The following is a 23522-nucleotide window of genomic DNA, read 5'->3' on the forward strand; positions in this document are numbered from 1 at the left end:
CACCGAGAAAATCGATATTGTCCGCTCTGGCTGAATGATTCAGGAGTGTGGCATCCAAAATGAGAATGCCGTGACTGGCGTCAGTCATTAACATTCCACATTTTCTTCGGCGGGCAGGTCATCTTGTGTAACTTCACCGTGCAGCATTTCAGCGGCACGTGCCCGCGTCAGCTTTCCGGCCTGGTAGGCTCTGAAAATTGCTGCGGCATAGTCGGGTGCGACTCTTACGGAGGAGAGGTCCGGCTCCGGTGCCCAGCCAAGCGCCTCGAGAAATTCGGCTCGCGTAGGCGTACGCGCCATAAGGCTACTTTTTGAGGCGCTCTCGATAACGCCCGCCCGTTCGGCCTGGGCTAGTGCAAGACTCCATGAGACTCGGAACGTTGCAGCGACCCTGACAAGCTGCTCCCTATCTGATTTCTGCTTTACCCAAGAATCGCCAATCGCCCTGGCGGGAAGAAGAAGCTCGGCAGCGAATGCTTCGATCGCGCGTTCACGGTCCATGGCGGAGGCGTGCACGCCGAGATCATTCGAATATGCATCTCCAAGAACCATGTGCCCGAGTTCGTGTGCCGCAGTCGCACGGCGACGACCCGGGTCGCCACGCAGGCTGATGATTGAAACGGCCACGCCGCCATCGATCAATGACGCGCCGTCGCTTGGGATTTCGGCAACAAGGGGCCACTGTCCCGCCAGGGCACAAAGCGATGCCATGGACTGAAGGGGACCCGTCGCGTTGCCCAGCCTCCTTCGTACCCAACGGGCCGCTGTCCGGTAGGACTCGATGCCTTCGACGGGATCGGGGTATGTCCACAGCTCGCGCAGCGGCAGGAATCCTAGCTCACGCGCCTGATGCACATCGCGAAGCCAAGCGCCGAGCAGTGCCTGCGTACGAAAAGCTGACTTGGTGGCATCAGACTCAACTTCCTCAACCAATGGTTGGCGGTTTGACAGCACCAATGCGGGTGTGGCGAGGAAGTGATCAAGGGGCAAGCCAAGAGCATCAGCTAGGCGTGTGAGCTCCAACGCCGCAATCCTTCGACTGCCGCTCTCGATCTTTGAGACCGCTGTGCGATCCAGCCCCATCTGGTCAGCCAGCTGTCCTTGCGTGAGACCAGCAGCTCGTCTGGCCTCACCTACGCGAGCACCTACGTCATGCCAACTCGTCTCGGTCCCCATGGTGCGATTTTGGCACATCAGGCAGATCGAGGCGAGAAGTGGGGCCCGTCCTCACCCTAACGGAGGATGTGCAAGTAGTCACTGATTGTGAAAGCACCAGCTCTCAGGCATGCTGATCGCCAGCTGATCTTCCTGGTGTTGGGCGGGACAAGTCCGGGCCGTGGCAGGTCGTGCGACGGTAAGGCTGCACAACGATGTACTCACCCCTCCGTGCTGTACCTGCCTGCCCAATGTTCGGTCGCGGCACTACTCGCGGATTCCACATGCCAACGTGACGGTGGCCGGCGACTGGATGCTGCTTCGCAGTCGCGATACCTGGTGCGCGGCGGCGGCACCATCGGTCAGTTGCGGGCATTCGCCCGGGGAGTCCCGTGTGCTCAAGGATCCTCAGGTCAGGGCCGTGATTGGCGACGACTTCCAGCCAAACTGGGTCTGCGAGGCATTCTGCACGGCCGCGGGGGTTGAGCGGACGTTGCCGATCGGGGGCTCTGCAACCTGACGGGCCTGGCGGGCTTGTGTTGGTGGGCGTGTCGGCCGCCGTATGATCGCGCGGCTGACAGCGAGTCAAACGAACACACTTGGAACGCTCTGTGACCTCTCACGATGCCCCCGTGTCCGATTCTGCACCTGCGGAGCCTTCACCTTCACCTTCACGCGGCGGACTCCCTTCGTACCCGCGCCAAACGCCGCCGGGTCACTACGCACCGAGGATCTATGGGCCCAACGGCTATGCCATATCGTCGTTCATGGCCGGTCTGGCCGGGGGGATACCGCTCAGCGTGATCCTCGCGCTGGTCGCCTTCGGGAAGATCCGCGAAACCGGTCAGAGCGGCCGCGGCCTCGCCATTGGCGGACTCGTGCTCTCAGTGCTCTGGCTTCCGGTCTGGGTCTTCTGGATCATGACCCACGTCTCGGGCGGATGACGCTCAGGCGGTTAACGTCTCCCGCTGACCGCGTCCCCCCATCGCCCCGGCGCCTGCCACCCGCCTGCGGCCTCGTGGGTCATGGGTGGCGGGTGGGGGCGGGGTTGGGGGTCCAGGCGTAGAGGGTGACGCCGCCGCCGGTGGCGATCTGGTGGTAGCCCTGGGCGGGGAGGCGGGCGCGGGCGGCGAGTTGCTGCTGGACGCCGAGCGGGAACGGGTCGGGGCGGTCCTGCAGGGCGACCCAGCGCGCGGTGGGGCGCGACCAGTCCCCGTGGGCGCCGGGGGCGGTGAGGTAGGGGAACAGCGAGACGGTGCAGCGGTCGGTGAGCTGCGGCGCCAGCCGGTTGGCGGCGGCGACCGACGCCCCGTCGGGGATCAGCGCGAGCACGCGGCGGGCGGCCGACACGTCCAGAGCGCCGCGCGCCGCGGCCGGTGCGGCCGGTGCGGTGAGTTGGGCAGCCAGGTCTCCGACCGGCAGCCACAGGGTCGCGGCGAGCGCGACGGCCAGTGCGGCGGCGGGGATGCCCGGCACCACCCGGAGCGTCCAGGCGCGGCGGTCGGCGTGCTTCGCCCGACGCAGCCCGTCCGCCATGGCCAGGAAGAGGATCGGCATCAGCTCGGCGTCGTAGTGGTAGCCGATGCCCCAGTAGGCGGGCGAGAGCACCCAGAACCTGGCGGCCAGCGGCAGTACGGCGAGCAGGACCAGCGGCGAGCGCAGGGCGAGGAACAGCGTCGGTGCGAGGAGCAGCAGCACGGTGTGCTCCTTGGTCGCGGGCAGCAGCAGCCGGCTCAGTGGATCGCCCCCGGTCGCCGCACCCATGCCGGAGTAGGCGTACGTCCCGTCGAGGTTGAACGCCGGTATCACCACGGTGGTCAGCAGCACGGTGGACGCCACCGCCAGCAGCACGGCGCCGGCGCCGAGCGGCCGCCGGCCGCGGCACCAGACGTAGACCCCGACGGCCGCCAGCAGCAGCCCCTGGTCCTCCTTCACCAGGAGCAGCGGCAGCGCCCAGCACACCGCCGCCCGTTCCTCGTTCCGGCTCAGCGCGGCCACGCTCATGGCCACCAGCGGTACCGCGAACGCGACTTCGTGGAAGTCGAACGCGGCCGCGTACTGCAGGCCGAAGGAGAGCCCGTAGGCCGCGCCGAGCATGGTGCCGCCGACGGTGCCGACCACCGCGATCGCGGCCCGGGTGACCGGTACGGCGGACAGGGCGAGCAGCAGTGCCTGGGCGACCAGCAGCGTCTCGGCGTGCGGGAAAACCCGGTAGGCGGGCGCGAGCAGAGCCAGGACCGGACTGAAGTGGTCGCCCAGCAGGTTGAATTCCGCCCCCTTCAGGGCGGAGAGCGGGGAGCCCAGGCCGGCGTAGCCGCGAACCGCCTGGTCGAAGATGCCCAGATCGAATCCGGTGCTGAACATCCGCCGCTGCCGCTCGATTGACACCGCGCTGTACACGCAGCTCAGCACTGCCGCCAGCAGCCAGGGGAGAGTCCGCCTCGATTTCATGGCGTGACGTTAGAAAATCTCACCTGAACGGCGGCCAAAAGAACCTGAGGATTTCTTCAGAATGGATATCAGCGACATTCCGGCCGGGTTTGTCGTGGCGTTGGGAATTCGCCTATGCTGCCCCGATGCGGCTACTGATGGTCGAGGACGAGGCGAGGCTCGCGCAGGCGCTCAGCCGGGGGCTGAGCGCCGAGGGTTATGCGGTGGACGTGGCGGGTGACGGTGTCAGCGGCCTGGAGCTGGCCATGTCCGGGAACTACGCGGCCATCGTGCTGGACCTGATGCTGCCGGGAATGAACGGATTCCGGGTCTGCGAGGCCCTGCGCCGGGCCGGCAGCCCGGTGCCGATCCTGATGCTGACCGCCAAGAGCGGGGAGTACGACGAGGCCGAGGCGCTGAACTGCGGGGCCGACGACTTCCTCAGCAAGCCGTTCTCGTACGTGGTGCTGACCGCGCGGCTGCGGGCCCTGCTGCGGCGCGGGGCCGTCGCCCGTCCGGTACGGCTGGAGGTCGGGGACCTGAGCGTGGACCCGGCGGCGCGCAGCTGCGCCGTCGCGGGCACCCCGGTCCGGCTGACCGCCAAGGAGTTCGGGGTGCTGGAGTGTCTGGCCCGCCGCGCGGGCGAAGCCGTCCCGAAGGGGGAGATCCTGGACGCGGTCTGGGACAGCGCGTTTCGCGGCGACGTCAACATCGTCGAGGTCTACATAGCCGCCCTGCGCAAGAAGCTGGCGCTCCCCGGCGCCCGTTGTGGGATCAGCACCGTGCGCGGCAGCGGCTACCGGCTGGTCCCCGATGCGCGCGGCTAGGGCAAGCGGGGAGCGGGGGGCGGTCGGCTCGCGCACAGCTCCGGCCGAGTCACCGCGTGAGCGACCGCGCGAACGGCCTCGTGAACGAGTGCGCGGACACCAGCGTGAGCGGCCGCGCGGCTGGCGGCGGACCTCGGTGCGTACCCGGGCCGCGCTGGCGGCCGCCGCCGCCTCGCTGCTGGCCTCCGGGCTCGCGACGCTGCTGGTCGGCAACGCCGTGTACGACCGGACCATGTCGACGGTCAACGACCGTAGCTGGACCGACCTGCAGAGCATCAGCTACGGGGCCGCCGGCGGCCACTGGGCCGATGGGGTCTACCCCCGGTCGCCGTTCCTGCTGGTCGGGGCGGACGGGCGGTGGCTGGTCGAGCGGGGGGTGTTCCAGGACTACGCGGGGCCCGCCGGGGTCCCCTTCGCCACACTTCCGCCCTACCCGCCGGACCAGCTCTACGACGTCGAGCAGATGACCATACGGCTGCCCCGGCATGTCGCGGACGGGGGCGCGGGTGCGGCACCGCTGGACGGACGGACCGTCACCGTCCTCAGGCTGCCCAGCGACCAGGTGTCCAGCGCGGCGCTGGTTCAACTCACCGGTATCCACGGGCTCCCGGCGCAGCGGATCACCGTCTACGTGATGGTCGACCCCTCGGACGCGGACGCGGCCAGGTCACAGGTGGACCAGATCCTCGGCTGGTACCTGGTGCCGGGCAGTGCGCTGTTCGTCGCCCTGGTGGCGTGGCTGGTCACCGGCCGCGCCCTGCGCCCGGTGGAGGCCATCCGGCGGCGGATGGCCGAGATCGGGGACGGGGCCTTCGACGAGCGGGTGCCGGTGCCGCCGTCCGGGGACGGCATCAGCCGGCTGGCGGTCACCACCAACGTCACCCTGGACCGGCTGGAACGCGCGCTGAACGAGCAGCGGCGGCTGGTCGCCGACGCCTCGCACGAACTGCGCAGCCCGCTGGCGGTGCTGCGCAGCGCACTGGAGGTGCCGCTGGCGCACCCGGACGAGGCCGACTGGCCCGTGGTGGTCGCCGACGCGCTGGCCGACACGGCTCGGCTGCAGGCCCTGACCGAGGACCTGCTGCTGCTCGCCACGGCCGAGGAGGGCCAGGCCGGCCGGAGTGCACCCGCCGGGGTCGACCTCGCCGACCTGGCGGCCGAGCAGATCGCCGAACGCGCCCATCTGGCGGCCCACCCGGCGGTGCGCGCAACGGTGCGCGCGGCGGATGCGGGACCGCGCATCCGGGCCGCGGGTCTCGAACCGGCCTTGGTGGGTGGACCCGAGGTGATGGTCGGTCGGCTGCTGCGCAACCTGCTGGACAACGCCGCCCGGCACGCCCGCGCCGAGGTGACCGTGAGCGTCTCGGTGCGCGACGGGCAGGCGTGGCTGGTGGTCGCGGACGACGGGCCCGGCATCGCAACGGAGGACCGTGAGCGCGTGTTCGACCGCTTTGTGCGGCTGGACGCCGCCCGCGACCGTACGGCGGGCGGCTCGGGTCTCGGGCTGTCGCTGGTCCGGACGATCGCCCAGCGGCTCGGCGGCACCGCGGAGTTCACCGATCCGCAGCGCGGCGAGGTGGATCGCGCCGACCCGGCCCGCGTCAACCCGGCCCGCGCCGACGAGCGGTGCGCAGGCGCGGACTCTGCCTTGGCGGAGCGCGCGGACGCGGGCCAGGCCGCCCCGGAGTCGGCCGGGCCGTCGGCTGCGGCCGGTGGCGCCAGGGCGCTGGTCCGGCTGCCGCTGGTGGCGGACCGGGACCTGGAGCCGGACCGGCCCGCGTATCAGCCGTCGCGGGGTGGGCGCCCCCGTGTCACCCGCCCGTAGCTCCGCTCAGCCGAGCGCTGCGAGATGCGCCTTGTAGCCGGCGCCGAAGGCGGTCGGGGTGCCGTCGTGGGAGCTGATCAGCGCGGGTCCCGAGTGCACGGCGTCCTGACCGAGGGGGGTTCCACCGGGCCCGCCGCGACCGCGGCGGGCCCGTCCCGCGCGCCGGGAGGCTCCACGCGCGTCTCTCGTCGGGCGGCGGGCGCCGCGCCGGATCGTGCTGGGCACGCAGCTGGTGGTGCGCCAGTCCGGCTGACGGCCGGTCGCCGGGTACGGGCCCGGTGCTCGCCCGGTACGCACGGAACGGCCGAGCCGCCGGCCGTTGAACCGGTCAACGGTCCGGCGGCTCGGGTGCTGCGGTGATGCGGCGGCGACTGCTCAGGCGGCGGTCGCTGCTTCCTCGGCCGGCGTGGACGCCGTGCTGTCGGCCTGGACACCGCCGGGCAGCCCGAACAGGGCGACAACGGCGGCCAGGGCCATCATCCCGGCCATGATGTAGAAGACCGTCTGCGCGCCGTGGGCGAAGTCCAGCCGCACCCACTGCGGGATGGTGCCGGAGCCGGTGCCGGTGCCGCCCTGACCGCTGCCGCCGTTGTGGGTGGCGGTGGCGGCCAGCTTGGACGCCGTCGCGGCCGGGACACCCTGCGAGACCAGCGTGGAGGCGATCTGCGACTGGAACACCGACACCAGCACCGTGCCGAGGATGGCCACGCTGAGGCTGGAGGCGTAGTTGCGGACCGTCATGGTGATGCCGGTGGCCTCGCCGTAGGAGAGGCTGGAGGCCCGGTTGACCGCGTCCGTGTTGGCGGGGCCGACCATCAGGCCCATGCCCGCACCGGCCATGACGATGTACCAGGTCTCCTTGTTCAGGTCGAGCGAGGTCATCTTGCTCGCCCACAGGTAGTACCCGACCGTGGCGATCACGGAGCCGACCACCACCGGGCGCTTCGCGCCGACCCGGTCCAGCATCCGGCCGCCGATCTGCGCGGTGACCATGAAGCCGAGGAAGAAGTACAGCAGCGTCAGACCGGCCTGCTGGGTCGTCTGCCCGAGCGAGAGCGCCGCGTACTCGCTGGCGAAGAAGAACATCGGGAGGAACACCGTCATCGCCAGGCCGAGCACCACGCACTGCATCAGGAAGGCGCGGTCGCTGAAGATCGCCACGTTCATCAACGGCGAATCCTGGCGGCGCTCGTAACGGTAGAAGAGCACCAGCAGTACCGCGCCGGCGGCGATCGACAGGCCGATCGCCGGGTTGTGCCAGCCCCAGACGCTCGACTGCTGGAAGCCGAAGACGCTCAGCGCCACACCGCAGACGATCAGGACCAGACCCCGGTAGTCGATCGGCGCGGCCTGGAACCTGGTGACCGGCTTGGAGACGGCGATCAGCAGCAGCGCGACCAGCGCGACCGGGATGTTGACCCAGAAGATGCCGCGCCAGGTCCACTCGGTCAGGTAGCCGCCGAGGATCGGGCCCACGGCGGTCAGGCCGCCGGCGATACCGAAGAACAGGGCCAACGCCCGTCCGCGTTCCCGCAGTTCGTAGGTGTTGACCACGATGGCCAGCGCCGCCGGGTACATCAGCGCGCCGCCGAGGCCCTGCACGGCGCGGAAGAAGATGATCCAGGTCTGCGCCAGCGAACCGGTCGGCGTCAGCCCGCACAGGGCCGAGGCCCCGGCGAAGACGATGACCCCGATGACGACCATCCGGCGGTGGCCGAAGGTGTCGGAAAGCCTTCCACCGAACGCGAAGAACGCCGCCATGGCCAGCAGATAGGAATTGATCGCCCACTGCACGCCTGTCCCGGACAGGTGCAGTTCGGTCTGGATCTTCGGTGCCGCGATGGAGACGATCGTCTGGTCGATGAACGTCATCGCCACAGCGAAGATCATCGCTGCCAGAACCAGGCCCTTTCGGCCGGTGCCGGCCGCATTCGTACTCATGACAGTGCTCCCCCTTGTGTCAAACTGAGCGGCCAGAGACTAGCAGCTACCGGGGAGTATCCGACCCGCTCGGTTCAGCCTTCGCCCCCGCCGGGTTCGGCCTTCGCGCGGCTCGGCTGGACCCGCTTCGGCTCGCCCGCCATCTTGGGGTGCTCCGGGGGGTACGGGAGGTCGCCGAGCCCCCGTTCCCGCTCGTCCCTGGCGGCCGACTCGAGGGCCGCGTCCAGGTCGAAGGCCTGCCCGTCCATGTCCGCGTGGACGTCCCCCAACTCGGCATAGCGGGCCCGCATGGTGACGATGTCGAAGTGTTCCGGGCGGGCCGTGTCGAGCTCCTCCCAGCGCAGCGGGGCGGACACCGGGGCATGCGGGAACGGGCGGACCGAGTACGCCGAGGCGATGGTCCGGTCCCTGGCCATCTGGTTGAAGTCCACGAACACCCGTTGGCCGCGCTCCTCCTTCCACCACGCCGTGGTCACCTGGTCCGGCATCCGCCGCTCCAGCTCCCGGCCGACCGCGATCACCGCGTGGCGCACCTCGACGAAGGTCCAGCGCGGCCGGATCGGGACGAACACGTGCAGCCCCCGGCCGCCGGAGGTCTTCGGCCAGCCGCGCATCCCGAACTCCTCCAGCACCGCCCGCAGCTGGTGCGCGGCGCGGACCGCGTCGGCGAAGTCGGTGCCGGGCTGCGGGTCCAGGTCGATCCGCAGCTCGTCCGGCCGGTCGGTGTCGGCGCTGCGCACCGGCCAGGGGTGGAAGGTCAGGCAACCCCGGTTCACCGCCCACAGGATCGCGGCCGGCTCGGTCGGGCACATCTCGTCGGCGGGGCGGCCGCTGGGGAAGGAGATCCGGGCGGTGGGGATCCAGTCCGGCAGGTCGCGCGGCGCGCGCTTCTGGTAGAAGGCCTCGCCACCGATGCCGTCGACAAAGCGCTGCAGGGTGGTGGGCCGGTCCCGCACGGCGCGCAGGGCGCCGTCCTGGACCGCCTCGAAGTAGCGGGCCACGTCCAGCTTGGTGTAGCCCCGCTCCGGGAAGTAGACCTTCTCCGGGTGGCTGAGGCGCACGGCGCGCCCGCCGATCGTCAGCTCCAGCGCGTCACCCATGTGCCCACCGTAGGTCGGCCGCCCGGTCCGCGCCCGTCGGGCGCGGGCGGACCGACGGCCGGACAATCGGGCCATGGACCTGCCTGTGATGCCCCCGGTCAAGCCGATGCTGGCCAAGGCGGTGGCCACGATCCCGCCCGGGATGCTCTACGAGGCCAAGTGGGACGGGTTCCGGGCGATCGTGCACCGCGACGGCCCGGAGACGGTGATCGGCAGCCGCAGCGGCAAGCCGCTCACCCGGTACTTCCCGGAGCTGGTCCGGGTGCTGGAGGCGCAGCTGCCGCAGCGCTGCGTGGTCGACGGCGAGATCATCCTGGTCACCGGCGACCGGCTGGACTTCGACGCGCTGACGGAGCGCATCCACCCGGCCGACTCCCGGGTCCGGCTGCTGGCCGAACGCACCCCCGCCTCCTTCGTGGCCTTCGACCTGCTCGCCCTGGACGACCGCGGCCTGCTGGACCAGCCCCAGCGCGAGCGCCGTGCCGCGCTGGAGCGCACCCTGGCCGACGCGCTGCCGCCGCTGCACCTGGCACCGGCGACGCTGGACCAGGCCCTGGCCCAGCAGTGGTTCCGCCAGTACGAGGGCGCGGGCCTGGACGGCATCGTCGCCAAGCCGCTGGACCAGCCCTACCGGCCGGACCAGCGGCTGATGTTCAAGATCAAGCACGAGCGCACCGCCGACTGCGTGGTGGCCGGCTACCGGGAGCACAAGAGCGGCCCGGTGGTCGGCTCGCTGCTGCTCGGCCTGCACGACGCGGAGGGGCGGCTCCAGCACGTCGGGGTGTGCGCGTCCTTCCCGATGCGCCGCCGCGAGGAGCTGGCGCGAGAGCTGGCGCCGCTGCGGATGGACCCGGCCGACGGCCACCCGTGGGCGGACTGGGCGGACGCGGACGCCCAGGCGAGCGGCCGGATGCCGGGTGCGACCAGCCGGTGGACCGGCGGCAAGGACCTGTCCTGGGTGCCGCTGCGGCCGGAACTGGTCTGCGAGGTCGGTTACGACCATATGCAGGGGGACCGCTTCCGGCACACCACCCAGTTCCGCCGCTGGCGTCCGGACCGCGAGCCGGCCGGCTGCGGCTACGACCAGCTCGACGAACCGGTCCGCTACGACCTCGCCGACGTGCTGGGGCCCGGCCGGGCCGGAGGTTCGGCGCCCGGCTAGGCCGCCGCGTGGAGCGGCGCGGGCTCGGACGCGTCGTCGGAGCGGTCCGGGCGCCGGCGCGGACGGTAGGCGAGGGCGAGCCCGGCGAGCACCGCGCCGATGGCTCCGGCGACGGCGAAGCCCCAGGCGGCGGAGGAGTGGTCGATCACGGCCCCGGCCAGCGGCGCGCCGAAGGAGCCGCCGAGGGTCAGCGCGGCGGCCTGCAGTCCCATCGCCTGGCCGCGGGCCGACGCGGGCACGGCCGCGCTGATCGCCTCCGCGGTCGACGCCACGGTGGGCGCGCAGACGAACCCGGCCGGGATCAGGGCCAGGCAGGTCCAGGCCCAGCCCAGACCGCCGATCACGCCCACCGGGATGGTCCCCAGCCCGAGCAGCAGCATCAGCACCGGCAGGCGCCGGGGCCGCGAGGTGGACCCGTGCCAGAAGCCGCCGACCAGCGAGGCGGCGCACCAGGCGATGATGGTCACCCCCGCCCACTGGGTCTGGCCCAGTGCGCGCAGCGTCGCGACCACGGAGACCTCGGTGCCGGACAGCACCAGGTTCGCCGACATGCAGACCGCGAGGACCAGCAGCAGGCCGGGGTTGAGCCAGGTCCCGCGCGGCAGCTTCGCCACCGGCTCGTCCCCGGCCGCGCCGGCGTCCGCCGCGTCCCGCCCGCGGAACCGGGAGCCGAGCGGCCACAGCGCGGCGACGGCGCCGAGGGTCAGCACGCTCAGGCCCACCATCGTCGTGCCCGCGCCGTGCAGGCCGGTCACCGCGAGGACGGCGACGGCCGGGCCGACCATGAACGCCAGCTCCACCAGCATCGAGTCCAGCGCGAAGGCCTGACGCCGCTGCTCCACCGGGACCTGGGCCGCGACGGCCTGCCGGATGACCGAGAACACCGGCACCGCCAGCACCCCGCCGACCAGGGTCGCCGGGATCAGCGCGGGATAGGGGAGCAGCGGCGCGCTCACCCAGTAGAGCGACTCGGCCACACCGGTGACCAGCAGCACCGGGCGCAGCCCGTGCTTGTCGACCATCCGGCCGGTCACCGGCGACCCGATCGCGAAGCCGAGCGTCAGCGTCATCGCCAGGATCCCCGCCGCGCCGTAGCCCCGGTGCTGGTCGAGGACGACGTGCAGGGTGAGGATCATGCTCTTGGCGGTCGCCGGGATGCGCGCGAGGAAGGCTATGACGAAGAGCGTCCGCGCGCCGGGCAGACGGAAGACGGATCGGTAAGGACTGAACAGGCGGTGCATGGGTTTCCTCCGGCGCAGATCATCGCAGATCCGCTCCGCCGCCCGCCGAGAATTTCCGCCCGCCCGCGGCCCCGGCAGCCCGCCTCCGAGCGACCCGGCCCGCGGCGCGGATCCCGGTCCCCGGGGCCGGGAACGGGTGTGGCGGCCGGACGGGCCCGGGGAGCCCGTCCGGCCGCCACACCGTTCGTCATCCGGTCGGCAGCGCCGCCCGGGCGGCCTGGGCGCAGGGGTCGTCGGGGGCCAGGGCGACGGCCCGGTCCAGGGCCTCGTGGGCCCTGGCGGTGTCGCCGAGACGGGCGGCGACCTTGCCCAGCAGCAGCCAGGCCGGGGTGAGTTCGGGCTCCTCGCGGACGGACTGTTCCAGCAGCGGGCGGGCGGCGGCGTGGTCGCCGTCCCTGGCCAGGGCCAGCGCCTGGTTGTAGCTGATCCGGCCGCGCAGCAGCAGGTGGGCCAGCGGGGCCAGGTCCTCCTCGCAGCCGGGGCAGTGCAGGGTGTCCGGCACCGCCTGCAGGTTGCACTGCGGGCAGTCGATCCGGATCTGCGGGGCCGACGGTGAATCGGTGGCGGGCATCGGGTGCGGGTCCTGACTATTCGAGGCGGACGGGGGTGGTGTCGATGACGGGACGGTCCTTCAGCTCCGCCTGGGCCGCCGCGTACAGGTCGACCAGGGTGGACAGAGCCTGGTTGACCTGCTCCATGTTGGCCGACTCCAGGCCGTCGTCGATCGCGCGCAGCGCGCTGCGCAGCCGCTGGGTCAGCGCCGGGGAGAGCAGGTTCTGGCTGACGTAGATGTGGCTGTAGGTGACCACCAGGATGTTGGGACCCAGGGAGTCGGCGAGCCGGTCGCAGGCGATGGTGAGCCGCTTCATCGCGTCGAAGTCGGCGCGCTCCCGCGCCGCGCGGAGCTCGTCGTGGACCCGGCGCAGCGCCTCCCGGTCCTCGTCCCTGATCAGCTTCTCGCAGAAGAACAGGACCGCGCCGACGTAGGCGTCGGTGCCCCGGGCACGGCGCTGGATGTCGGCCTGCTCGCTGAAGCTGCGCAGCGCCGCCTCCACCGAACGGCCCTCGGTCATGCCGGAGGAGAAGTCGTCCAAGTCCTCGATGGCCTTGCGGGCGGCGGTCTTCTCGGCCTCGGTCAGCTCGTCGGACCAGTGCTCGGTGTAGCTCTCGATCTCGGTCCGCTTCTTGTCCAGCTCGCCCTTGGTCTGCGGGTCCAGGGAGGCCCGGACCATCTTGACGGTGTGCTGCGGGCCGCCGTGGATCCGCACCGAGAGGGTGATGGTGCGGTCCTGGGACAGGCCGAACGAGACGGTGACCGGCACCCGGCCGGAGAAGTTCTCGGGCAGCCGCAGGTTGAGGTGGCCGATGAGCTCGTTCTGCTGGGCGATCTCCTTGTCGCCCTCCAGCACGGCGACCTCCAGCCGCTGCCTGCCCTTGCCGCTGACGTGGAAGTCGCGGCTCACCGGGTCGGAGGTGGGGTAGCTGGTGCCCTTGGGCATGATGACGGCGAAGCGGCCGTCGTTGAGCTCGATGCCCAGGCTCTTCGGGGTGATGTCGAAGGGGTTGGCCACCTGGAGCCACGCCCCGCAGCCGGAACAGGTCTCCGCGCCGGGCACGTTGACGGTACGGCACTGGGCGCAGCGCAGCCCGGCCGGCTCGTCGGTGATGATCTGGTCCGCGGCCTGGGCCCCGCCCAGCGGCGAGCCGCACAGGTCGCACTCGGTCTCGCCCGGCGCGGCCGGGGTGCCGCAGCGCGGGCAGCTGCGGTTCTGCGGCTGGGCCGCGGGACGGGGCGCGGCCTTGGCCGAGCCCGCCTCCGGTGTCCCCGGGGCGGCGCCGCTGCCGTCCAGCGCGGTGTCGCACTTGGGGCAGGTGGCGTCCTCGGCCGGGACCGGGATGTAGCAGGTCGGGCAGGAGACCCGTTCCGCGCCGACCAGGGACGCGCTGCAGTTGCCGCAGCTCTCCTCCGCCAGGTCGGCGGCCTGCCGGCACTCCGGGCACTCCACCTCGCCCAGCAGTGCGGACTGCACCGCCGCGCCCAGCGCCACGCACTGCATGGGGTTGCCGCCGAGCTTGATCCGCTTGGGGCCGAAGACCTCCCCGAGCCGCCGGATCACCAGCGGGATCGAGGTGGACCCGCCGACCAGCAGCACCTCGTCGATGTCGGCGACGGTCAGGTGCGCCTCCATGATGGCCTTGTGGGTGAGCTCGATGGTGCGCTCGACCTGTGCCTCGATCAGCTGCTCGAACCGGGTCCGGTCGAACTCGGTCTCCAGGATCAGCTGCCCGTCGCCGAGCCCGACCACGGTCAGGTCGGTGGCCAGCTGGCTGGACAGGTCGATCTTCGTGGGCTCGGCGACGGTCGCGATCCGGGGACGGTCCTTGCGGTTCGGCTGGTACTCGGAGCCGAACTCCGCCCTGGCGTCCTCCAGCAGGGCGTTGGTGATGGCCTTGTCGAAGTCGTCGCCGCCCAGCAGGTTGTCGCCCTCGATGCCCAGCACCGAGCAGGAGCCGGGGATCAGCAGCAGGATCGAGATGTCGAAGGTGCCGCCGCCGAGGTCGTAGACCAGCACGGTGCGGCCGTCCTCGCCGAGGTCGCCGGTCATCCCGTAGGCGAGGGCGGCGGCGGTCGGCTCGTTGATGATCCGCAGCACATGGAAGCCGGCCAGTCGTCCGGCCTCCTGGGTGGCCGCGACCTGGCGTTCGCCGAAGTAGGCCGGGACGGTGATGACGGCCCGCTGGAACGGGGCCCCGGCCCGCTCCTCGGCATCCTCCTTGAGCTTGCGCAGGATGATCGCGGAGATCTCGATGGGGGTGTAGGAGCGGCCGCCCAGCCAGACGTTGACGTCGCCGTCCTGGCCCGCGGTGACCTTGTAGTCGAGTTCGCCCAGGGCGGCCTGGACCTGCTGGTCGCGGAACTTGCGGCCCATGAAGCGCTTGGCGGACCGGATCACGTTCTCGCTGTCCGAGGCCATCCGCCCGCGTGCGGCGGTCCCCACCAGCAGTTCACCGCGCCGGCCACGGCCGACCACGGAGGGCGTGGCCTCCTGGTTCTGCTTGTTGTAGACGATTTCCGGCTCTCCACGGCGGAGTTGGGCGACGACGGAGTTGGTCGTGCCCAGGTCGATGCCGAGCGTACGGATCATGCGGTGGGATTCCATTCACGGTCGGTGACGGATGAGGACAGCGGACTGCGGGGGACGAAGTGTCACTTGCCGTGGCGGGAACGGTTGGAGCGTCCCCGGCGCGGCTTCTTCGGAAAGGGCTTTCGGCGTGGCTTCGAGGAATCCGCCGATGTGGCGCCGGCGCCCTGCGCGGGTTCGGCCCCGGGCGCGCCGTCGGGCGCGGCCGCTTCCGTGGACGGGGGCGTCGGCTCGAACTCGGCAGGGGCCTCGGAGGAGACCAGGACCTGGCCCCGGCGCAGTACCTCGTCGTTCCAGTAGAAGCCGGTGATCAGGGTCTCCATCACGGTCTCCGCCGGGATCCCGGCCTGCGGTCGCCGCTCCACGATGTCCGAGACGGCCGGCTGGGCGAGGTAGCCGTCCAGTCGCATCGGGGTGACCCCGGCCCCGGCGAGCTTGCGCCGCAGCACGGTCTGGATCGCCGCCGCCATCACGTCGAGGTGCTCGCGCGGAAGCAGCCCGTACCCGGGCACGGCCTGCCGGCCCTGGATCGCCCCCAGGGCGTCGTCCACCTCCAGCAGCCCGCGCAGCAGGTCGCGTTGGGTCGAGGCGGCGGCGCGGGCGTCCTCCTCGCGGCGGCGCCGGGTGACCGAGCTGCGGAACAGCAGCTTGGTGAACGCGCCGGTGAGGTCCACGTCCACGGCCCGTTCCGGGACGGGGAGGAAGTCCTCGGTGATCGCCAGCGGATCGGCGTCGGCACTGGTGCCGGTCAGGGGGCTGGTCATGGGGGTGGTCACTCCGGGATCTCGACGGGCGGCAGGACGGACGTCTCCGCCCGGTACGGTGCCGGCACGCGCAGCGCCGACAGGCCTTCCATGGGCGGGAGTTCGGCCCAGTCGGCGACCAGGTCCTGCTCGCGCAGCACCACCAGGGCGGACGGCGCCGGCGGCTGGTACTCCTCCGGCAGCGGCAGTGGCTGCTCCGCCTCGACCGGGGCGAACACCGACGCCAGGGCGTCGGAGGTCTGCGGCGGCAGATGCTCCAGCAGGTCCCAGCCGAGCCGCTTCTCCGGGTCGCGGAGCTGCGCCGCGGCCTGCGCCACCTCGTTGGGGCGGTGCCTGCGCTGCTTCATCGCCCGCGACTGGGCGGCCTTCAGCTCGGCGTTGCCGGCCGAGCCGTCGATGTCGAGGATCTCGTAGGGCGACGGGCCTGAGAGCGGCATGGTCGGGTGCTCCTTTCCTGTTTCCTGGAGGAAGCCGTCAGCGGTAGCCGCGCTGGCGGAGAACGCCCTGCAGCCGCAGCAGGTCGCTGTTGTCGGGCTCGTACGTCAGCCCCTCCTTGGTGTTGGTCAACGCGGAGGCGAACTGGCTCTGGTTGGCCTGGCGGTAGGCCTCGTTCGCGTAGGCGCCGGCCAACTGCTGCCGGGTCACCGGGTCGTTCAGGATGCCCAGGGCCGTCGTGAGGAAGGACACCCCCTCCGCGTGCTTCTTCGCCTTGAGCAGCTCCACACCGTGGTTGTGGACCAGCACCGACACCCGGCGGCGGGCCTCCTGGTCGATGTCCGTCCCGGTCTTCTGCTTGGCGTCGGGGTCGGTCTCGATCGACGCCGTCATCAGGCGCAGCGCCGGCCCGGAGCCGTCGCGGAGCAGCACGACCGCCTTGGCCCTGAGGTAGAGGACGTGGGCGTGGAGCCGCCGGCGACCGGCGTTGCCGGGATCCAGCTCCAGCGACTCGACGAGCAGTTCCTCGGCCTCGGTCAGCGACGACTGGTCGTCCGAGCCGAGGAGTTCGTCCGCCCGGTTGCCGAGCGCGGCGGCGGCGAACTCACGGGCGGTCGGGTCGTCGGGGGCGAGCACCAGGGCCTTGCGCAGCAGCCGCACCGCCTCGGCGAAGTCCTTGCTCTTGTTGTTCGCACGCAGGCCGAGCTGGGCGTATCCCGCGCTGAGGTTGGCGGCCACCGAGGCGTCCCCGGGGACCAGGCGCAGCGCCAGCTCCAGCACGGCGACGGCCGTCTCGTGCGCGTCACGGTCCTCGGCGAGCAGCCTCCGTGCCTCCTTCACGCCCGCGTCGGCGGTGTCCTCGCGCTGCGCCGGGCTGAGTTCGGCGCCGAGGCCGACGGCTTCGGCGAACTCGGTGAGCGCGGCGCCCCAGCGCAGGTGGGCATGGTGGTCGCGGGCGGAGGCGAGCAGTGCGTCGGCCAGCAGGGTGCTGCCGGCCGTGCCCAACTGCCCCGGGGACAGCGCGCGCAGGCCGGTGACGGCCTCCTCGAAGCGGCGCTGGTCGACCAGGAACCAGTAGCCGCCCAGGGGTTGGAACATCGGCCGGAGCTTCGCGGCGGACTCGGACGGCGGCTCCCGGCCGAGCCAGTCGCGCAGGCCCAGCGCCGTCCCGGCGGTCGACGACCCCGCCTCGGCCAGCAGTTGCAGCAGGACCGGGCCGCAGACCAGCGGCCGCTTGCCGGTCGACTCCGCCGTGACGTAGACCCCGGCGTCGGCCATGACCTGGGAACTGTGGCACTCCAGCTCCCAGCGGACCGCGCGCCCGACCGGCCCTGCGGAATCGCTGCCTGACGGACCGTCGGACTCGTCGAGCCCCCTGAGGTCCTGCCGGATCCGCTCGATCAGTGCGCCGCGGACGCTGGTGGCGCGCTCGTCGGGTACCGGGCGTCCGGTGGCCTCCGCGATCCCCGGCCAGAGGTCGGGGTGGTGCAGGGCGGCGGCCCAGCAGGCCATGGTCCAGGTCCAGTAGTCCTGTTCGGCCGCGCAGTCCGGCTGCTCGCCGTCGTCGCCGGCGAGTTGGCCGCCTGTGGGCAGGCGCCCGGCGAGGCGGTCGCTGGCGAGGCGGTAGCTGGCAAGGCCCAGCGAGTGCAGCGAGCGGATGTCCTGTGGTTTGGCCTGCCACAGCTCGTGGTAGCGGATCCAGGCCTGGGCATGCCGTCCGGCCCGGGCGTGGGCGAGCGCCTCGTGTTCGGCGAGCAGCGGCAGGGCGGTCGCGACCGTCGGATCGTCGGGTACGGCGTCCTGGGCCTCGCGCAGGTCGGTGAAGGTCCGCTCGTAGTCGCCGAGGGCGGCGGCGGCCGAGGCGCGGCGCAGGGCGACCAGCCGGCGGGTGGCGGCGTCGGCGCCGTCCAGCGCGGCGGTCGCGCCGTCCAGGTCGCCGGCCCGCAGCCGGATCCGGGCCAGGGCCCCGCGCATGGTGGCGGCGGAGCCGCCGTCGGCGGGCAGCACGGCGGCCCAGGCCGCCAGCGGCGCGGTGACCTGCTCGGGGGCGTCGGCGCGGAGCGCGTGGGCGAGGAGGGCGGCCAGGTCGGCGTCGATGCAGGTGTGGCAGCGCGTGGGGAGCGGGGACGTGGTGGTGGCGGCGGCGGTGGGCGCGGTGGTGCCGGCCGGCGAGTCGGCGTCTGCCGAGTCCGCGTCTGTCGAGTCCCCGTCTGCCGAGTCGGTGGGCGGTGGCGCGTCCGTCGGGGAGGCGGCCGGGTCGCTCGCGGTGGGCGCGGCGGACGGCTGCCGGTACAGGTGCCGGGCGCAGCCGGGGCGGCCGCACTGGCCGCAGGCGGCGACGGCGGGAGTGGTGCAGCGGTCGCCGTGGGCGCCTGCGCAGGGTGTCCCGGGGGTGACCCGGTCCGGCCCTGCGGCCCGCAGGGCCAGCGTCTGGGCGGCCATGGCGGCGGACCAGCCGCCCGCCCTCGCGGCCAGCAGCGAGCGCAGCCGATGCGTCGCGGCCTCGTCCCCCGCCGGCTGGACTGCCGTGCCCTGCCCGGCCGGTGCGTGATTTCCGGCCTCGTGGCCATCTGCCCCGTGGTCCACCGTCCGGTAGCCGACCGGGCCGCTGCCCGCGGCCCCGTGTCCCGCTGAGCCGTGGGCGGCGCCGTCCGCCGAGCCCTGCCCCGATGCGTTCCCCGCTGCGCCCTGCACCGCCGCCGAGCCCTGCCCCGCCGCTGCGTACGCCGGTGCCGCGTGACCGGCGGCGAGCAGGGCTATCGCGCGGCGCGGCTGGCCGGCCGCGAAGTGGCCTGCGGCCAGCTGGATCGCGGCGGATCGTGCGGCGGCGGGTGTCCGAGCCGCGCCGGACCCAGTGCTGCCGCTCGGTGCGGCGGAGGTCGCCCCCGCCGCCGCGAGCCCGCTCTCGGTGAGCAGGGTGACGGCCGTCGCCGCGTCGTCGCGCAGCATCGCCAGAATGCCGCGCAGGCGGCGGAGCCTCGGGCTGCCGGAGTCCGTCAGGCCGTACCGGGAGGCCGACTGGAGCGCGGCGTCGGCCCGTTCCCGCTCGTCCGGGTCGTCGCGGCCGGTGAGCAGCACCAGTCCGGCCTCGCGCAGCGCCGCCTCCGCCAGGGCGGCGCGGTAGCGGCCGTCCTCGGGGAAGGCGTCGCTGCACTGCTGCCACAACCGCGTCGCCGCGGCGGGCTGACGCTGCGTCAGCTGCTCCGTCGCCAGCAGGCCGCGCAGCACCGCGCGGTCGCGGTCCAGGTCGCGCTCGGGGCTGGTGTCGGCCAGTTCCTGCCAGGTGTCCAGCGCGGCGACCGGTTCGTCGGCCCTGGCCCGGGCCAGGCCCAGGTGGAAGGTGACGGTGTCGTTCCAGGCGTCCGGCGGCCGGGCCGCCTCGGCGGCGAGTGCCCGGCAGGCCTCGGGCTGCTGTCCGGCCGCGCTCAGCGCCGCGCCGAGGCGGATCCGGCCCGGACGCCAGTCGGGACGCAGCGCCGTCCCGGCCCGGTACTCGGCGGCGGCCGCCGCGCCCTGGCCGGCCCACTCGTGCAGCAGGCCGAGGCCGAACCGGGCCGGGGCGTAGTCCGGGTCGGTCCGCACGGCGGCGGTGAAGCAGGCCAGCGCGGTGGCCGGGTCCGGGGTGGGGGAGTGCAGCGCGAGGCTGCCCAGGGCGTAGTGGGCCCTGGCGTCACCGGGGTCCGCCCGGACCGCGGCCAGCAGGTCGTCTGAGGCGTCCTCCCAGTGCCGCAGCCGCTGCTGGGCCAGGCCCCGGAACAGCCGGATCTCGGCCGGCAGCCGTACCGCACGGGCCCAGCGGCCCGCGCCCCAGTTGCCGGGCGGGCCGGGCGGCCGTACCAGCGCCTGGGTGAAGGCGGCGACCGCCTCCTGGTCGTGGCCGAGGGCGCTCTGGACCGCGCCGAGCCGGAACCAGACCTCCGCACTGCCGCCGGGTCCGGCCGCCGTGAGTACGGCGCGCGCCTCGTCCAGGCGACCCAGGGACCGCAGTGCGGCGGCGCGGGCCAGTACGGTCCACTCGGCCCGCGGCAGCGCGGCCAGCGCCCGGGCGGTGAAGGCGTCGCGGTGCTCGGGCGGGCCGCCCTGGGCGCACCGGGACTGCAGCCACAGCAGCACCGGCTCGGCGACGGAGTGCGCGGACTGCGACGGATCCCCACCGGGGAACGAGGACTGCACCGCGCCCAGGTAGCAGAGCAGCGGGTCGAGGTCCTCCGGCCGGTCGCCCTCCTGGACCCGCTGCACCGCGAGCCCGTGCAGGGCCCACGGCGGCAGAGCGGCGACCGGGTCGGCGAGCAGCGGGAAGGCCTCGCGGTAGAGGGCCAGCGCCTGCCCCGGCTCGGGGGTGGCCGTCGCCTGCCCGAGTACTGCCAGGCCGCGCTGGGCGGCGAGGTGCGGCGGGGTGCCGGGGCGGGCCAGACGATCGGAGAGCTTGCGGTAGCGCTGCAGGGCCTGCGGCACTCTGCCGTTCGTGGCGGCGTTCCGGGCGGCGTTCAGAGCGCGGTCGAGGTTGCGCTGGTTCAGGCGGCTGCGGCTGAACCCGACGGCACCGGAGCCGATGCACAGGAGCAGCACGACGGCGAGGAGCACGGTGATCATCGGTGCCCCCGGACGTCAATCTGGCAGTTGCTGGACATTCCCGGAGGTTCCCCCTGCTGCTCCGTCAAATCTCGCTGCTGTCCGTGAAGTTGTTGATCAAGTAAGTTGTCGCAACCTGTTCCAGGGTAGGGAACTCTCCGCTCGAACGCAGCACTTTGACCGCTCGTGTACCCGCTAACCTGGTCGGGGCCGGGCGGGGACGACGGTGGGTCGGGGGCGCAGAGATGCAGCATGGGCGTGCGGGCGGGGTGCCGGGAACGCGGTGGGCGGCCGGGCAGTGTTTCGGCCCGAACCACGACCCGGAGCAGTACCGGCTGCTGGAGTTCCGCCATCGCGGCGGTGAGGCCGAGGTCTGGCGTGCGGAGCGCACCAGCCACAGCGGCCGCAAGGAGATCGTCGCCGCGAAGATCATGCTGGAGCGCGATCCGTCCGAGGTGCGCCGCTGGCTCGGCCGCTGGGAGGACGTCACCCACAACGCCAACCGGCTCGGCGTCCAGGACCTGGTCGTCCCCACCTTCCTGCACGGCCCGGTGCCGCATCCGCCCGGGGGAGCCCCCAAGGGCCTGGTGGCGTACCAGATTTCGCCCTGGCTGGACGCGGTGCCGCTGGACCAGTGGGCCCGTGCCGCCAGGGGCGGCCCGGCCGCCGCGGTCGACGTGCTGCTGCGGCTCTGCCGCATCGTCGACGACCTGCACGGCAAGCACTGGGTGCACCGCGACATCTCCGCCGCCAACGTGCTGGTCGACGCCGAGGGAAGGGTCAAGCTGATCGACCTGACCTTCCTCGCCCCGCTCGACAGCGCGCTCACCGTCGCCGTCTACACCCCGGGCCACGTCCCGCCCGAGTCGGAGCAGGTCGGCGGGCTGCCGACGGCGGCCAAGGACCGGTTCGCGGTCGGGACGCTGGCCCGCGCGCTGCTGCTGCCCGAGCACGGGCGGCTGGACCTGCATGAACCCGAGGCGCAGACCCGGCGCGAACTGCAGGAGGCCGGACTGCCGTCGCCCGTCGCCGACTGGCTCTGCGAGGCCCTGGACGCGGTGCCGGAGCGCCGTCCCGCGCCGCTGGTCCCCTGGGCCGAGCGCGGCGCCGAGCTGCTGCGTTCCCTCCCGGCCGCGAACCGGATCAGCTGCCTGGGCCTGCTGGCCGACGGCTGGGGCCGGCCGGTGGTGGTCGTCGGCGGGCCCGACGGCGTGGAGTTCCACGCCGCCTCTCCCGACGAGACCGGGACCCGGCTGCGCACCGGAACCGCCGTGCCTTCGGCGGCGCCCGCGGTGTGGCCGGGCCGTTCGGCGCTGCCGCCGAGCGGCGGCCCGACCGGGGTTCGCGACCTCGCGGCCGCGCGGGCCGCCGACGGTGGTACCGCGGTGTTCGCCGTGGACCGGCGCGCGGTGCTGTGGTGCGGCACCAGCGGACAGGGCTGGTCGCAGGCGCTGCACAGCGCCGCCGGGATCGCGGCCGCGACCACCGCCCTCGGCGACGTGGCCGCCTGGACCGCGCGCGGCGGGGTGGTGCACATGCTGCGCTGGACCCCCGGCGTGGCGCTGTCGGTCAGCGAGCTGCGGCACTGCCCGGCGGACCGGGTGCACGCGGTCGCTCCTGAGCAGGACGGCGGCTGGGGGCTGCTGGTGGAACGTCACGGACGGCTGGTGCACTGCTCGGTGACCGACCCCGCCCGCTACGAGCGGACCTCCTACGACGTCGCCGAGCCCGCCGGCGCGGTCCCGTCCAGGGAGCTGCTGGCGGAGCCGGTGCTCAGCGCCGCGCTGGCCCCGGCGCCCGGCGGTGGGCTGCAGGCCGGAGCGGTGCTCGCCGACGGCGCGGTGGCGCTGTGGAGCCGCGGTACGGGCGGGAGCTGGCGTCGCGCCCCGCTGGTCGGCGACGCCGCCGACCGGGCGGCCGGATTCGCCCTGGTCGGCCACCGCGGCGGCCCGACCTGCGCGGTGGTCGGCGGCGGCGGGGTCCGGCTCCGGCTGCTGCCGGGCGGCACCGCGGGCTGGTGGCGGCCGACGCTGCGGCCGGCCACCCGGGTGGCGCTGCTGCAGGGTGCGGACTGGCGGCTGAGCCTCGCCGCGGTCGTCGAGGACGAGGTGCACTGCTGGCAGGAGGACGAGGCCCAGCGCTGGCACCCGGTGCCGCTGGCCCCCGGCCACTGAGGCGCGGTCACTGAGATGCGGCACTGGGGGCCCGGCCATGCGTGGTTTCGCCGGAGTTTGGCTGTAAGTCGCCCCCGGTGCTTGCGCGGTGGGTGATGTCGTCTTCCGCCCCCGGTGGGGGTGTTGTGCGGAAGAGGGTGGTTCTGGTGGGACAAGAGGGAGTCTGACGGTGCGGATGACCTGGAGAATGACCGGGACACCGAGGTTCCGCATCCAATATGTCGTGCTCTTGTCAAGGGCATGCGTCTGCATCACGCCTTTTCACTGCGAGTGATCGACCTGCTACGTCCTGCCGGGTAGGTTCGTACGCGTCATCCATGTGTGCGACGAATCGTCCCCGGAGGGTGCTCACCGTGAAGAGTCAGACGTTAACCGCCGGACCCGTCGTCGACCGCGGTCGGCGGACCGTCCACGTCGCCGGCCGGGAGCTCGAACTGACCTGCCTTCAGTTCGAGTTACTGGACCACTTCGTGTCACATCCCGGCCAGGTCTTCCGCCGTGAACAACTGCTGGCGTCGGTCTGGGGATTCGCGGTGCTGTCCTCCCGGCGTACGGTGGACGTGCAGGTGGCCCGGCTGCGCAGCCGGCTGGGCCCGAAGCATCGTGGCGCGATCGTCACGGTGCGCGGCGTGGGCTACAAGTACGCGCCATAGCCGCGTGCCGAACGCGCAACGGCGACGTCTGGTAGCCGGCGGGCTGGTGGCGCGGGCTGCGAGGGTCGCGCGCGTGGCGAGGGTCGCGCGGGTCGCCGCG

The 23522-nt window shown here is 72.8% G+C and carries 16 protein-coding genes; 6 read left to right on the top strand and 10 right to left on the bottom strand.

Features of this window, described 5'->3' with window-relative positions; all coding sequences use genetic code 11:
* Window positions 1–87: 87 nt before the first annotated feature.
* Window positions 88–1194: a helix-turn-helix domain-containing protein gene (locus ABH925_RS14240; RefSeq protein ID WP_370147869.1), complete on the bottom strand. Its 1107-nt coding sequence runs from the start codon at window positions 1192–1194 to the stop codon at window positions 88–90.
* A gap of 593 nt (window positions 1195–1787) precedes the next feature.
* Here ABH925_RS14240 and ABH925_RS14245 point away from each other — a divergent pair.
* Window positions 1788–2099, top strand: coding sequence for a DUF4190 domain-containing protein (locus ABH925_RS14245; RefSeq protein ID WP_370147870.1), 312 nt, complete (start codon window positions 1788–1790; stop codon window positions 2097–2099).
* 79 nt (window positions 2100–2178) lie between these two features.
* On the opposite strand, the gene ABH925_RS14250 is transcribed toward ABH925_RS14245, so the two are convergent.
* Window positions 2179–3606 (bottom strand): DUF2079 domain-containing protein, encoded by a 1428-nt coding sequence (locus ABH925_RS14250; protein ID WP_370147871.1) that lies wholly within the window; start codon window positions 3604–3606, stop codon window positions 2179–2181.
* A gap of 125 nt (window positions 3607–3731) precedes the next feature.
* Between ABH925_RS14250 and ABH925_RS14255 the strand changes: the two genes are divergently transcribed.
* Both ABH925_RS14255 and ABH925_RS14260 read left to right on the top strand, forming a co-directional pair.
* Window positions 3732–4412 (top strand): response regulator transcription factor, encoded by a 681-nt coding sequence (locus ABH925_RS14255; protein ID WP_370147872.1) that lies wholly within the window; start codon window positions 3732–3734, stop codon window positions 4410–4412.
* Window positions 4413–4500: 88 nt separating this feature from the next.
* Window positions 4501–6237, top strand: a complete 1737-nt coding sequence (locus ABH925_RS14260; RefSeq protein WP_370147873.1) for a sensor histidine kinase — start codon at window positions 4501–4503, stop codon at window positions 6235–6237.
* Between the two features lie 375 nt (window positions 6238–6612).
* Here the strand turns inward: ABH925_RS14260 and ABH925_RS14265 are convergent, their stop codons facing one another.
* Window positions 6613–8178: an MFS transporter gene (locus ABH925_RS14265; RefSeq protein ID WP_370147874.1), complete on the bottom strand. Its 1566-nt coding sequence runs from the start codon at window positions 8176–8178 to the stop codon at window positions 6613–6615.
* Window positions 8179–8252: 74 nt separating this feature from the next.
* Window positions 8253–9278, bottom strand: coding sequence for a non-homologous end-joining DNA ligase (gene ligD / locus ABH925_RS14270; protein WP_370147875.1), 1026 nt, complete (start codon window positions 9276–9278; stop codon window positions 8253–8255).
* 73 nt (window positions 9279–9351) lie between these two features.
* Here ligD and ABH925_RS14275 point away from each other — a divergent pair, with 73 nt between their 5' ends.
* Entirely contained in the window at window positions 9352–10440 is a 1089-nt protein-coding gene (locus ABH925_RS14275) for an ATP-dependent DNA ligase (protein ID WP_370147877.1), read from the top strand.
* Here the strand turns inward: ABH925_RS14275 and ABH925_RS14280 are convergent.
* From ABH925_RS14280 to ABH925_RS14305, 6 genes are all read right to left on the bottom strand, one after another.
* Window positions 10437–11681 carry an MFS transporter gene (locus ABH925_RS14280; RefSeq protein ID WP_370147878.1) on the bottom strand — a complete coding sequence of 415 codons (1245 nt, stop codon included), beginning with the start codon at window positions 11679–11681 and terminating at the stop codon, window positions 10437–10439. The two genes, ABH925_RS14275 and ABH925_RS14280, sit on opposite strands and share 4 nt — an antisense overlap.
* Before the next feature lie 187 nt (window positions 11682–11868).
* Window positions 11869–12252 (bottom strand): tetratricopeptide repeat protein, encoded by a 384-nt coding sequence (locus ABH925_RS14285; RefSeq protein ID WP_370147880.1) that lies wholly within the window; start codon window positions 12250–12252, stop codon window positions 11869–11871.
* A gap of 16 nt (window positions 12253–12268) precedes the next feature.
* Complete coding sequence (locus ABH925_RS14290; RefSeq protein ID WP_370147881.1) at window positions 12269–14827, bottom strand: Hsp70 family protein; 2559 nt, start codon at window positions 14825–14827, stop codon at window positions 12269–12271.
* 62 nt (window positions 14828–14889) lie between these two features.
* The gene (locus tag ABH925_RS14295) at window positions 14890–15588 is read right to left on the bottom strand and encodes a hypothetical protein (protein ID WP_370147882.1); all 699 of its coding nucleotides are present in this window, start codon (window positions 15586–15588) and stop codon (window positions 14890–14892) included.
* 8 nt (window positions 15589–15596) lie between these two features.
* A complete protein-coding gene (locus tag ABH925_RS14300) occupies window positions 15597–16025 on the bottom strand; it encodes a hypothetical protein (protein WP_370147883.1) in 429 nt (142 codons plus the stop codon).
* A gap of 37 nt (window positions 16026–16062) precedes the next feature.
* Complete coding sequence (locus ABH925_RS14305) at window positions 16063–20616, bottom strand: hypothetical protein (RefSeq protein ID WP_370147885.1); 4554 nt, start codon at window positions 20614–20616, stop codon at window positions 16063–16065.
* Window positions 20617–20840: 224 nt separating this feature from the next.
* Between ABH925_RS14305 and ABH925_RS14310 the strand changes: the two genes are divergently transcribed.
* Both ABH925_RS14310 and ABH925_RS14315 read left to right on the top strand, forming a co-directional pair.
* A complete protein-coding gene (locus ABH925_RS14310) occupies window positions 20841–22769 on the top strand; it encodes a protein kinase (RefSeq protein WP_370147886.1) in 1929 nt (642 codons plus the stop codon).
* Window positions 22770–23122: 353 nt separating this feature from the next.
* Complete coding sequence (locus ABH925_RS14315; protein ID WP_370147887.1) at window positions 23123–23422, top strand: winged helix-turn-helix domain-containing protein; 300 nt, start codon at window positions 23123–23125, stop codon at window positions 23420–23422.
* Window positions 23423–23522: the final 100 nt, after the last annotated feature.

Origin of the sequence: Streptacidiphilus sp. EB129 (assembly GCF_041262645.1) — a bacterium.
Lineage (GTDB): Bacteria > Actinomycetota > Actinomycetes > Streptomycetales > Streptomycetaceae > Streptacidiphilus.